Genomic DNA, 13,240 nt, shown 5'->3' with positions numbered 1-13,240 from the left:
CCTAAAAGGCCAAGGGGATTAAAAATGTATAAAGCATTAACGGTATGTCCTTACTGCGGCTCCGGCTGCAAAATCAATTTACTGGTCGAAAACGGCAAAGTTGTTGGCGCTGAAGGGGCAAATGGCGTCACCAATCAGGGTGAGCTTTGTCTGAAAGGCTATTATGGCTGGGATTTTCTCAATGATACCAAGCTGCTGACGCCACGCTTAAAACAGCCGATGATCCGTCGTCAAAAAGGTGGCAAGCTGGAAGCGGTTTCCTGGGACGAAGCTATTGAGTTCGCCAGCAGTAAATTGCGGGCAATCAAAGAGAAATATGGCCCGGAAGCCATTATGCATACCGGTTCGTCCCGTGGGCCGGGCAATGAAACCAACTATGTGATGCAAAAATTTGCCCGCGCAGTCACTGGCAGTAACAACATTGACTGCTGTGCTCGCGTGTGTCACGGCCCGTCAGTCGCGGGTTTGCAGGTGACTGTGGGCAACGGCGCGATGAGTAATTCCATCTGCGAAATTGAAGATACCAAGTGTATTTTGGTGTTTGGCTATAACGCGGCTGATTCACACCCAATCGTGGCCCGCCGCATTCTCAAAGCCAAAGAGAAAGGCGCTAAAGTTATTGTTTGCGATCCACGCCATATCGAAACTGCGCGTATTGCCGATCTGTGGCTACCATTGAAAAATGGCTCCAATATGGCGCTGGTGAATGCATTCGCCAACGTGCTTATTACTGAAGAACTCTACGATAAAGACTATGTTTCGCGTTATACCGAAGGTTTTGACGAGTATCGCGCAATTGTTGCCAAATACACGCCGGAGTATGTCGAAAGTATCACCGGCCTGCCAGCACACACCATTCGTGAAGCGATGCGCATCTATGCTGCCGCACCTTCTGCCACCATTTTGTGGGGCATGGGTGTTACCCAGTGGGGCCAGGGCGTGGATGTGGTTAAGGGATTATCTGGATTGGCATTACTGACGGGCAATTTAGGCCGGCCAAATGTTGGTGTTGGCCCGGTGCGTGGGCAAAATAATGTGCAAGGTGCCTGCGACATGGGCGCATTGCCCAATATGTACCCCGGTTATCAAGCCGTGACTGACCCCGCGACACTGGAGAAGTTTGCCAAAGCCTGGGGGGTTCCTTCTCTCTCTGGCAAAATTGGTTACTCGCTGACCGACGTTCCGCACAAGGTCAAAGAAGGCAAAATCAAAGCCAACTACGTGATGGGCGAGGATCCGTTGCAAACCGAACCGGACCTTTCGATGATGCGCGAAGCATTCAGCGAATTGGAATTGCTGATTGTACAAGACATCTTTATGACCAAAACCGCTGCCGAAGCCGACGTTATTTTCCCAGCAACGTCGTGGGGCGAACATGAAGGCGTTTATTCTGCCGCCGACCGGGGTTTCCAACGGTTTGAGAAAGCAGTAGAACCCCAAGGTGACGTCAAACCGGATTGGGAAATTATCAGCCTAATGGCGACAGCCCTCGGCTATCCGATGAAATACAACAATACTAAAGAGATTTGGGACGAACTACGCGAGCTATGTCCGCTGTATTACGGCGCAACTTACGAAAAAATGGCCGGTTTGGGCTATGTTCCCTGGCCTTGTACTACTGAAGACAGCCCCGGCACACCGTGGTTATATGCGGGTAATAAGTTTGACCGCCCCGGCGGCAAAGGGTTGTTGTTTGCCAGCGAATGGCGTGCGCCAATGGAACAGGTGGATGAAGAATACCCGCTGGTGCTGTGTACCGTGCGTGAAGTCGGCCACTATTCCTGCCGCTCCATGACCGGCAACTGTTCAGCATTACAAACACTTGCCGATGAACCGGGTTACGTGCAAATCAGCCCGCAGGATGCAGATAAAATGCGCTTGCAGGACCAACAATTGGTGTGGGTTGCCTCGCGGCGCGGTAAGGTTATTACTCGGGTGTCAGTCAGTGAACGCATCAATGTCGGCGCGGTATATATGACTTATCAGTGGTGGATCGGCGCGTGTAATGAGCTGACACTGGACCATCTGGACCCTATTTCCAAGACGCCAGAATATAAGTATTGTGCGGTGAAATTGGAGGCCATTGCCGATCAAACTTGGGCGGAAAATTACGTGCAGCAAGAGTATAGCCAGTTGAAGGCGCGGTTACGTAGGGAAGCCGAAGTGATTTGATCTGTTAACGGCTACTGCGCTTTGCCATTCTGGGTTTACGCAGTGCTCGCCACCGTCATGTACTTACTCGATTGACAGCTACTGTTCTGCGAATCGAATAAAGTGCAGTGGGCCAATGGTTGACCACGCCTAGGGGCACTTCGGCGGCTTACGCCGCTGACGACCCCAACGGCGTGTTTCCCCTTGGTTCAACTCTGCTGCTTACGCAAATAGAATATAAATCAGAACAAAGAAAAAGATTATATGAGTTACTCTATTCCATCTTCGTCTTCGATACTTTTTACTGATATTCCTAACCGCTGCATGCGGGATAACAGAGTAGTGCGTTTCAACCCTAACTTAATTGCGGCTCCTTTCGGTCCGGCGACTACACCATTGGTTTCTCGTAATACCCGAATAATTCGCGCACGTTCAGATTCTGAAAACTCTGGCTCTTCACTCTCAGGTAATAATGGTTTGTGAACCACTCGCTCCAATACAGGTTTCGCCACTTCTAATGGCGATAAATGATATTCCAATTCTTGTAACTGTAAATTTAGCGTGGTGCCACGGCTGAGGATCACCGCCCGCTCAATAACATTTTCCAGTTCGCGAATATTACCCGGCCAAGGTAGGCGGCTGAGTAAACGCAATGTATCACCCGGAATGGTATCAATAGTGCGGTTCATGCGTTTGGCTATTTTCTGAGTGAAAAATTTCACTAACAAAGGGATATCTTCAGGACGTTCACGCAACGGTGGGATCACAATTGGAAAAACATTAAGCCGATAATAGAGATCACTGCGATATTCCCGATTTACCATCATCAGTTTTAAATCTCGGTTAGTCGCGGCAATCAACCTAACATCAACTGGGATAATTTTACTGCCCCCCAGCCGCTCTATTTCTCGCTCTTGTAGAACCCGCAGGAGCTTAGGTTGCAATTCAAGAGGGATATCCCCAACTTCATCGAGAAATAACGTACCGCCATCCGCCATTTCAAAACGACCAATACGCTGTGAGGCGGCACCAGTATAAGCCCCCTTCTCATGACCAAACAGATCACTCTCCATCAAACCGGAGGGAATGGCCGCACAGTTCATTTTCACCATACGTTTATTCTTACGGGTACTTAAATTATGGATGGCACGGGCAATTAACTCTTTACCGGTGCCAGTTTCCCCCAGAATCAATACTGTACAGTCACTGGATGCCACCATTTCAACCTGTTCCAGCACCGCTTGAATAGCGGCGCTGTGACCCACTATCTCACCAAACTCTTCATTATGAATAATCTGGTCAGTCAAATAGAGATTTTCGTTGACCAATGAATCTTTCAAGCGGGTAATTTCGTTGTAAGCCAAGGCATTATCGACTGCAATAGCAATTCGCGCAGCTATTTGTCGTAGCAGTTTAAGGTTACTGTCAGTGAAAATATCACTCTGACATTGTGCCAGTTTCAATACGCCCAGCATCTTATGACCGAAAAATAGTGGCAATAGGCAAACTGCTTGTAAGCCAGCATCCAGCATACTTGCCAGTTGTTTATCATCCGGAGCCAAAAGAGCAATATCAGCCAGATTGACGAGCAATAATTCCCGGCTGTGTAAAACCTGCCCAGCTAATGTGCCCGTCATATCTACCCAGGCTTGTTGATGCTGTACCGCTTGACCAGACTGATAGCGAGTAGAAAAAACATTCAGTTTATTTTTGTCATTGTGCGTACCGCATATTGCCAAACTGATGTAATCAATATTGAAAAAGCGGTGTATCTCTTTTGAGACCTCCGCCGCTAAAACATCCAACTCCAGTTTAGAAATAACCGTATTGGTGACATCCACTAATATACGGAAATGATCCCGTTCAAAGCGCAACCGTTCGCGCTCGGAGAATGCCCAGTTTATCTCAGTAATATTGTCGACCGCGATGGCCACTACGTCTGCCAATAAGCCCAGAAAGGTAATAGCTTGCTCATCAAACTGGCTATTATCGGTTTTAATAAACTCAACACAGCCTGACCAATGGTTATCATGGCCCAAAGGGAAATGGCAGCCAGCATGTAATTCCTGATACGGTGCTAAATCACCCACAGCAGAAAACTCCCTTTGCATACGGAGATGGTCAGTTTGCAAAGGGGTCTGTTGCTGCCATGCCAGCCCACCGGGGCCTTCGGCAAATAAAACATTTTGCGACGCCACAACAGTGTCAGACACATCATCGTGGGTATAGAGCGTCATTTGGTTATACAGGGGGTTAAGCAGTAATAAATTGACCCGCTGGAAACGAACGACAGAAAAAGAGAGTTTTCTGAGTTCGTTAACTAAATCGGTTATATCCCGCAGCAATAATAACTTTTTCGAGACCGTGAACAATGTGTCTTGCCAGACTTGAGCCAATGTGGGGCGGAGTAGTTTTTTTGCGCTATCCATATATACCCAAAGTAATTAAGCCCAAAAAATGGATGATAACTACTTTAAGGTATTGAAATGAACAAATATATATTAACCCGCGATAAGCTTGATCTGGATTAACAAACTATTTTAGCATATTCACCTGTAAAGACTTATTATTGAAATCACGTCTCATTTACATAAAAAAGAGCATTAAAACATATAGTTATATACTACTACACTTTTTATTTGATATTTACTATAAGCATATCGATGTATAAATGAATGCATAGCGAAATGGTTATATATTCACTGAAAACCTCGCATAAAATACCTGATCTCGTTCCTCACCCCACCAGCACATTGTAAAGATGCCGTCAACTTCATGGTATGAAAAATGCATAAAATCCCTGTTATTAAAATAAATATCTAATTCTTCCTTACCCTTCTCTTAACAAGAAAATAAGCAACAAGGAGTTATCAATGAGTATTGAAAATCCCTTTGATCTGCGACTTCCAGTTGATATGGCAAAGCTTGCAGAGCAAGTTGGTATATATAAAGCCACTAAAAATCCAGCAACAACTTTTTATTTAGCGATGACCGCTGGTGTGTTTATCTCCATTGCTTTTGTCTTCTACATAACAGCAACCACCGGTACTGCAGGTGTAGCATACGGGCTGGCAAAATTAGTCGGCGGTTTATGTTTCTCCCTTGGCCTGATTCTGGTGATTATCTGTGGTGCTGATTTGTTCACCTCCACGGTATTAATTGTGGTAGCCAAAGCCAGTGGCAAGATCAGTTGGCGACAATTAATGACTAATTGGATCAATGTCTATTTCGGTAATCTGATTGGTGCATTGTTTTTTGTTGCTCTGATTTGGTATGCCGGTCAACATACTGCGGCGAATGATTTATGGGGACTAAATGTGCTGCAAACAGCCGACCATAAATTACACCATACCTTTATAGAAGCGGTGTGTTTGGGAATACTGGCTAACTTGATGGTCTGCCTGGCGGTATGGATGAGTTATTCAGGCCATACTTTGACAGACAAAATCGTGGTGATGCTACTCCCTATTGGTATGTTTGTTGCCAGTGGATTTGAGCACAGCATTGCCAATATGTTTTTGATCCCATTAGCTATTGTGATCCGTGATTTTGCATCACCTGAATTCTGGCATTCGATTAATTCAGGGCCAGACCAATTCCCTTCCCTCACCATGTCCAATTTTATTATCGATAATCTTATTCCGGTGACGATCGGTAATATTATTGGTGGAGGATTATTAGTAGGGCTGACCTATTGGATTATTTATCTGCGTAATCCGGCCCATTGAGCTGTGCTGGATATGATGATGTCTTTCGACAATTTTGACGAAGAATATGACAGTTAGAAAAGCCAGCCGAGTTTGACTCTGGCTGGCTTTCTTGTCTTGCTAATGGCTGATTATTTTTTCTTGGCGTATTTCAGTGAATCCAGAGCTACCGCAAAGATAATGATCGCACCTTTAATAATGTACTGCCAGTAGGGGTTCACACCGATATAAGTCAACCCGTAGTTAATCACGGTAAAGATGATAACCCCGGTAACAACACCGATAACAGTACCAACACCACCACTGAAGGATACCCCGCCCACTACGCAAGCGGCGATCGCATCTAACTCATACATAAAGCCCAGGTTATTGGTTGCACTACCGATACGGCCGGCTTCTAACATCCCGCCGAATGCGTAGAACACACCAGACAGCGCATAAATCATGATTAAGTTTAGTGGCACATTGACACCAGAAACTTTAGCAGCCTCTGGGTTACCGCCGATGGCGAAAATATTTTTACCAAAGCGCGTTTTGTTCCACAGCACCCAAACAAAACCGATAGCAATCAATGCATAGAAGGTAATGTAAGAGAGTTTGAAATCACCAAACCGCAAGAACCCTTGTGCAAAGGTTGAGAATGCAGGATCAAAACCAGCAATCGGTGAAGCACCCACGAAGTCGTAATACAGGGAGTTAATCCCGTAAACAATAATCATGGTGCCCAATGTGGTAATAAATGGTGTCACATTCAGATAAGCAATGATAATACCGTTGACCAAACCGATAATCGCGCCAATCAAACACACGGTTAAAATAACGATTGGGATAGGTACAGTCTGCAAATCTGGGAAAACTTTATTAACGTTATCCATGGCTTGCAGCATCGTTGCCGCAACCACCGCCGCTAACCCCACCTGACGACCCGCTGACAGGTCGGTACCTTGAGTCACAATCAGCCCCGCAACACCGAGCGCGATAATAATACGCACCGAAGATTGGGTCAGAATATTACTTAAGTTCATCAGGCTTAAAAATGTCGGGTCCTTGACAATAATTATTGCCAGTAGTACGAATAATACGACGTAAATCCCGCTCTCTTTAAGGTAAGTGAGCATGCTTTTCTTATTTAACGCATTCATAATAAGAACCTTCGACTAGATTAGAGATGCAAGGATGCAAGACGTAATATTTCATTTTGCGTGGTTTGTTTGGTTTCAACAATTCCCGCAACTTGACCATTACTCATTACCAAAATTCTGTCAGTGATCCCTAATAGCTCAGGCATTTCAGAGGAAATAATAATAATTCCTTTGTCTTTCTTCGCTAGTTCAGTCATTAACTGATAGATTTCAAACTTAGCACCGACATCAATTCCTCGAGTCGGTTCATCCAACATTAATATTTCTGGTTGAGTTAATAGCCAGCGGCCAATAATGACTTTCTGCTGATTCCCACCTGATAAAGAACCAATACTGGTGCGATGACCCGGCGTTTTGACTCGCATAGCATCGATAACCCATTGGGTATCGCTCTTCATGCGGGTATTATCCAGCAGCCCAAATTTGTTTTTATAGTTACGAATATTAGAAATCAGGGAATTAAAACCTACATCGAGATAAGCATAAATCCCGGTTGAGCGGCGCTCTTCCGTTACTAATGCAAAACCGTGATTAATGGCTTCATTGGCGCTGTGGTTATTAATACTCTTACCATGCAATTTAATCGTACCAGCTACTTTTTCGCGGATACCAAATAATGTTTCAACAATATCGGTGCGCTTAGCTCCGACCAATCCAGCAATCCCCAGAATCTCACCTTTATGCAGATCAAAGGAGATATCACGGATTGAAGGCTGACGTAGTGAGGTCAAATTCTTCACTTCCAGAATGACTTCACCCGGCTTGTTGAGGCGATCAGGAAAACGCTGACTCAGTGAGCGCCCAACCATCATGGAGATTATTTGATCCATGGTCAGCCCTTCCAGCGGCTGGGTGGCAATCCACTGACCATCACGCAAAATAGTGATTTCATCACACAGCTGGAATATCTCTTCCATCTTGTGAGAGATATAAACAATTCCACAGCCGCGTTCTTTCAATTTGCGGATAATAGTAAATAGATGATTAACTTCTTTCTCTGTTAATGAAGAAGTTGGCTCATCCATAATAACGATTTTTGCATTGTAAGAAAAAGCTTTAGCAATCTCGATCATTTGCATTTGGGATACCGATAAAGTGGCAACTTTATCGCGTGGATCAATATCAATATCCAATTCATCGAAGATAGCTTTGGTGTCTTTGTACATTTTATCTTGATCGACAAAGAAACCTTTGGTTGGGTAACGCCCCAGCCACATGTTATCCATTACGGTGCGTTGTAATACCAGGTTTAACTCCTGATGTACCATCGACACACCATGCTCTAATGCTTCTTTAGAACTTTTAAATTCTATTTCTTGCCCCTGGAAGATAATACTCCCGGAGTCTTTTTTATAGATACCAAACAGACATTTTAATAGCGTTGACTTACCTGCACCATTCTCTCCCATTAACGCATGGATCGAATTTGGCCGCACTTTAAGATTTACGTTATCTAACGCCTTTACGCCCGGAAATGATTTATTAATATTACTCATTTCCAGCAACCACTCGCGAGGTTGTGCTGTATTAATATCGGCCATAGTTATACCTGGCTAAGAATCGCCACTGAATTGCTGGGTGTTAAACTCCCGCCCGTCAGCGCGCACTCTAAAATAAGGATCAATGCAACAGAAAACCTTCAGCCCCGACACTCGACGCCCGCTAAAGTACCGGGGCCAGAAGGTTAATATTTCTTTCCTACCCGTTGTTGTTGGGTATCTAACAAATATCGACTGTTATTTAGTAAATTCAGCCAGGTTATCTTTATCAACGCCTACATACGGAATACGTACAATTTTGTTGTCGATTTTCCATTTAGTGCCTTCAGCGGCAGGTTTGCCATCGGCCAGATTTTTAGCCAGATCGAAGGTCGCTTTAGCCTGATTATTCGCATCATTCAGAACAGTACCGGCCATTTGACCTGATTTAACCAAAGCTAACGCTTCAGGTAAGGCATCAACACCAAAGACTGGAATGCTGGTTTTGTTATGCGCTTTCAATGCTTCTACTGCGCCCATTGCCATCGCATCGTTGTTAGCGATAACCACTTCAATTTTGTTGGCGTTAGGGCCAGATAACCAGGCATCCATCTTATCTTTAGCCTGTGCGGTATCCCACATTGCGGTATCTAACTGCAACTGCTGTGTTGGGATGTCTTTCTCATTGAGGGTTTTAATGACATAAGTGGTACGGGCTTCAGCATCTGGGTGGCCCGGCTCGCCTTTCAACAATACAAACTGAATTTTGCCATCTTTGTTCAAATCCCAATTTGGGTTAGCTTTCCAATGTTTGGCGATCAACTCACCCTGAATAACACCAGATTCTTTGGAGTCAGTACCGACATAGTAAGCTTTGTCATAGCTATCAAGCGCTTTGCGTGAAGGCTCTTTGTTATAGAACACGATTGGAATATCGTTTGCGCGGGCTTTATCAATAACCACTGGCGCTGCAGCTGGGTCAACCAGGTTGATTGCCAACGCTTTTACGCCTTTAGCCAGCAACACGTCAATTTGATCATTTTGCTTGGATTGGTCATTCTGCGAGTCATTCATCAGTAAGGTAACGTCAGGAGATGCTTTAGCATCTTTCTCGATAGCTTTACGGACCACGGACATAAAGTTGTCATCATATTTATAAATAGTGACACCAATACGGGTATCAGCTTGAGCCGCCGCGCCGAACATCATGCTGGCAACCAGAGTCGCTAATGTGAAAACCTTCTTATTCATTTGTATCTCCGGGTTTATGTAGGGTAGTACAGGGTGATAACACCATCGCCTTAACGTGAGAAAGCCCCATCGTTCAAAGCAGCTGACACAAATATCTTTCGTCCTTGAGCGCACTCCACTCCGAAAAGCTGCCTGAGTCGTCAAAAACCATGTCATTTACAAACTCGTTGTTTGCGGAACTTGTGTTTGTAAATCGCTATTCTCAAACCCGCTACCGTGTGTTTTTTTATCCGGTAACCGATGACATATTGATACATTCAGGTAGAAAACAACTAGAGCATAGACGGGCCGTTGTTAAGAATCTGTGAATTTTCTCACAGATTGAAAACGGTTACACAAGAATAAATACCGAACTAGTGAGCAACACCACAAATTGCGACCGAGTGCCGGGGTACCAGTGTCGGATTAAAACAATAGGTCGCATGGGGGGCTGGCGCACGAGTCGCGCCTTCAAGTGCCAGTTCAGTGGCTAAAGTTGCCATAGAAACAATAGGATAACGGACTGTGGTTAATTTAGGGCTGGTATAACGCGCGATCGGGATATCATCAAAACCCACCAGTGAAAACTGCTCAGGAACACTGATACCGTTTTCTTTTAGCACCGCCAGTGCTCCAGCAGCCATTGAGTCGTTATATGCAAATACTGCACTAAGTTGCAAATTGCGCCCCAGCAGGTCAATCATGGCGCGTTCTCCCCCAGCTAAGTCCGGGGTGCCATAGGCGCGCCAGGTATCAGGTACAGTGATACCGGCCCCCTCAAGTGCATTGAGGTAGCCAGTCTGACGCTGCATTACATCATCTATAGGGTGATTGGAACCGAGGAAACCAATACGCTGATGGCCTTGTTTGAGCAACAGGCGGCATGCCATATGCGCACCGCTAACATTGTCTAATCCAACGCAACGATGCTCAAATCCGGGAATAATCCGATTAATCAGAACCATACCTGGAACTTGCTCTAAAAAGGCTATTAACTCGCCGTCACTCAAGGCCTTAGCATGAACGACCAAAGCATTACATCGCTGGCGCAGTAACACTTCAATAGCGTGCCGCTCTTTATCTGCCTGATGATAGCTATTGCCAATTAACAAATATTTTTGATGTCGTTGAGCAACAGTGTCTACCGCTTTCACCAATGCACCAAAAAAGGGATCTGACACATCCATCACCACTACACCGACCGTATCACTACTTTGAGTTGCCAGCGCCTGCGCATTGGCATTTGGGCGGTAGCCCAGCTCTGACACCGCCTTCAGCACCGCAGCTCGGGTTTCTGGTCGGATAGAGGCGCTGTTATTCAGCACTCTTGATACTGTAGCCAGCGAAACGCCCGCCCGTGAGGCCACATCGCGAATAGTTATACTGTTTCCAGCTGAATGCAAAGCGGCCATGACCTTATCCTGTGTCTTATTTTGTCAATAAGTCGCCATGCATACGTTGAGCACAATCTGTCATGGCAGGTGGCCTATCCTACCCAGTTTGTTGAGATTGCCACGTGAAATACGTCACAAGAAAGAAAACGTTTACATACAAATTTGCAACTGCTCAATCATTATTCTGTTTTAGATATATTCAGGATCGGGTGTTGCGTGGTTGTAACGATTGTCCACAAGCATAAGCAGTCAACTTGCGCCACAGCCATTCAACCGGCCCTTGGACAAAATAATGCAGCCATAACAGAGAGAAAAGAATATTACACAGCCAGACGAAGGGAACGACAGCTAACAATTGCAGGCGATCTAGCTGCTGGTATAGGCCGAAGTGATAGAAGATCAGAGTACATAGCAATGTCTGTAATAAATAATTGCTCAATGCCATGCGGCCAACCTGTGCCAGCCAATGGCTGACTCGCCAGCGCGATAATGTTGGCCAGAAGCCATACAGTAAGGCCAGATAGCCGACTGCCTGCAAGGGCGCGCCAAGCTCACGCGGCACTTGTAGCAAAAAACCGGTCCAACGGAAATCCCATCCGACCCTCCATTGCAGTACCACACTCGGTATTTGAATAACTAATGAAAGCGGTATCAAACAGGCGGCCAGCAAACGGTAATGACGCAGACTGAATTCGCCACGTAACCAACCACAACGCATCAGCCCGGCCCCAAATAGCATAGAACCCGCCAGCTCCCAACCATATTGCGCGCCGATAGCAATCAAATTGGATGACAACAGATCGAGCCGGTTTTTCCAGGCATCAACCCCGCCCTGTAATTTCCAGAATTGCTCATATTGCAAATCAGCCGCCCCCGGCTGCCAGAAACGGCCTGGTTCCCCGCTGGTGACAAACCCCAGCAGCAATAATACCGCCACGCCGAGTAAATAAAGCACGCCACCGGTGCGCAATAAGCTGGCGGCATCTTTGGCATCACGAATCATTCGCCAGCACACCAGGCCAATCAAACCATAGGCAAAGAGAATATCGCCATCCCAGAAGAAAATGCCATGAATCAATCCCAGTAATAATAAGAGGGAAAGCCGTGCCCGTATCCAGCCTTTACCGCGTTTAAGCAACAGCTCCAAACCCGCACCAAATAAGATAGCAAAAATAGACAGAAACTTGGCTTGCGCGACAATATCAAGAATGGCCCATGTCCAGCTATCAGACACTGAGGGAAGACCAAGATAAGCGGGATTAAGATAAGCAGCCTTAGGAAGGCCGAAAGCACTAATATTGAGCAGAAGAATGCCAAGAATGGCCAGACCTCGCGCGCTGTCTAACGTTGCGATGCGTTGACGCATACCCGACATCCTGTATAGGGGCACCCATTGGTGCCCGCTCTGGCAAAAGGCTAATTAGCCGTTGTGACGAACAGCACGCAGAAACTCCTGACGAGTATTCTGGCTGGATTTGAACAACCCGCCCAATGATGTAGTGGTGGTCGCACTGGTCGCATCGCGGATCCCGCGAGCTTTCACACAATAATGTACTGCATCGATGGAGACAGCGACATTATTTGTCCCTAACAAGGTCTGCAACGCCAACAGAATTTGCTGTGTCAGTCGCTCTTGTACTTGTGGCCGCTGGGCGAAAAACTGCACGATACGGTTAATTTTGGATAAACCAATCACACTGTCTTTCGGGATATAGGCCACTGTCGCTTTACCATCAATCGTCACAAAATGATGTTCGCAGGTACTGGTCAGGGTGATATCTCGCACCGTTACCATTTCATCGACCTTCATTTTATTTTCGATCAGGGTAATTTTGGGGAAATTCTCATAATCCAATCCAGAGAAAATCTCATCAACATACATTTTGGCAATGCGTCTTGGTGTATCGGCCAGGCTATCGTCAGATAAATCAAGATTCAACAATTGCATGACTTGCGTCATATGTTCCTGAATCCGGGTTTTGCGCGTTTCGGCATCTAATTCTTGTTTGCGCAATGGGGTTTCAAGGCCACGGGCCAGCAGTGCTTCATGAACCAGCTCAGCTTCTTTACTCAGCGATGACATTATTTTCTCCAACAGGCGTGCGTATCTGAGCGGAATAAACATGATGCAGATCACG

General features: G+C 45.9%; 9 protein-coding genes. 2 read left to right on the top strand and 7 right to left on the bottom strand.

The features are described 5' to 3' along the window. Nucleotides 1-24: 24 nt before the first annotated feature. On the top strand, nucleotides 25-2,172 hold the full coding sequence (gene fdhF / locus FGL26_RS01495; protein ID WP_005168261.1) for a formate dehydrogenase subunit alpha: 2,148 nt from the start codon (nucleotides 25-27) through the stop codon (nucleotides 2,170-2,172). A gap of 248 nt (nucleotides 2,173-2,420) precedes the next feature. Here the strand turns inward: fdhF and flhA are convergent, their stop codons facing one another. Continuing rightward, nucleotides 2,421-4,580 (bottom strand): formate hydrogenlyase transcriptional activator FlhA, encoded by a 2,160-nt coding sequence (flhA, locus tag FGL26_RS01490; protein ID WP_005168259.1) that lies wholly within the window; start codon nucleotides 4,578-4,580, stop codon nucleotides 2,421-2,423. Between the two features lie 444 nt (nucleotides 4,581-5,024). On the opposite strand from flhA, the gene focA reads away from it, so the two are divergent. After that, complete coding sequence (focA, locus tag FGL26_RS01485) at nucleotides 5,025-5,879, top strand: formate transporter FocA (protein WP_005168258.1); 855 nt, start codon at nucleotides 5,025-5,027, stop codon at nucleotides 5,877-5,879. A gap of 110 nt (nucleotides 5,880-5,989) precedes the next feature. Here focA and mglC read toward each other — a convergent pair whose 3' ends face one another. The 6 genes from mglC to folE all read right to left on the bottom strand — a co-directional run bounded on the left by mglC (nucleotide 5,990) and on the right by folE (nucleotide 13,185). Then, the gene (gene mglC, locus FGL26_RS01480) at nucleotides 5,990-7,000 is read right to left on the bottom strand and encodes a galactose/methyl galactoside ABC transporter permease MglC (protein ID WP_004388732.1); all 1,011 of its coding nucleotides are present in this window, start codon (nucleotides 6,998-7,000) and stop codon (nucleotides 5,990-5,992) included. 20 nt (nucleotides 7,001-7,020) lie between these two features. After that, on the bottom strand, nucleotides 7,021-8,541 hold the full coding sequence (mglA, locus tag FGL26_RS01475; RefSeq protein WP_005162291.1) for a galactose/methyl galactoside ABC transporter ATP-binding protein MglA: 1,521 nt from the start codon (nucleotides 8,539-8,541) through the stop codon (nucleotides 7,021-7,023). A 195-nt stretch (nucleotides 8,542-8,736) separates the two neighbouring features. Continuing rightward, the gene (mglB, locus tag FGL26_RS01470; protein WP_005168257.1) at nucleotides 8,737-9,729 is read right to left on the bottom strand and encodes a galactose/glucose ABC transporter substrate-binding protein MglB; all 993 of its coding nucleotides are present in this window, start codon (nucleotides 9,727-9,729) and stop codon (nucleotides 8,737-8,739) included. A 353-nt stretch (nucleotides 9,730-10,082) separates the two neighbouring features. After that, nucleotides 10,083-11,120, bottom strand: coding sequence for an HTH-type transcriptional regulator GalS (galS, locus tag FGL26_RS01465; RefSeq protein ID WP_005168256.1), 1,038 nt, complete (start codon nucleotides 11,118-11,120; stop codon nucleotides 10,083-10,085). Between the two features lie 181 nt (nucleotides 11,121-11,301). After that, nucleotides 11,302-12,468 (bottom strand): DUF418 domain-containing protein YeiB, encoded by a 1,167-nt coding sequence (gene yeiB, locus FGL26_RS01460; protein ID WP_005168255.1) that lies wholly within the window; start codon nucleotides 12,466-12,468, stop codon nucleotides 11,302-11,304. A 54-nt stretch (nucleotides 12,469-12,522) separates the two neighbouring features. Beyond that, nucleotides 12,523-13,185, bottom strand: a complete 663-nt coding sequence (folE, locus tag FGL26_RS01455; protein WP_004709152.1) for a GTP cyclohydrolase I FolE — start codon at nucleotides 13,183-13,185, stop codon at nucleotides 12,523-12,525. Between the last annotated feature and the right edge of the window lie 55 nt (nucleotides 13,186-13,240).

Source organism: Yersinia enterocolitica subsp. enterocolitica, assembly GCF_901472495.1.
GTDB lineage: Bacteria > Pseudomonadota > Gammaproteobacteria > Enterobacterales > Enterobacteriaceae > Yersinia > Yersinia enterocolitica.
The sequence above is the reverse complement of the archived record's forward strand: the minus strand, read 5'-3'. Positions and strand labels throughout refer to the sequence as shown.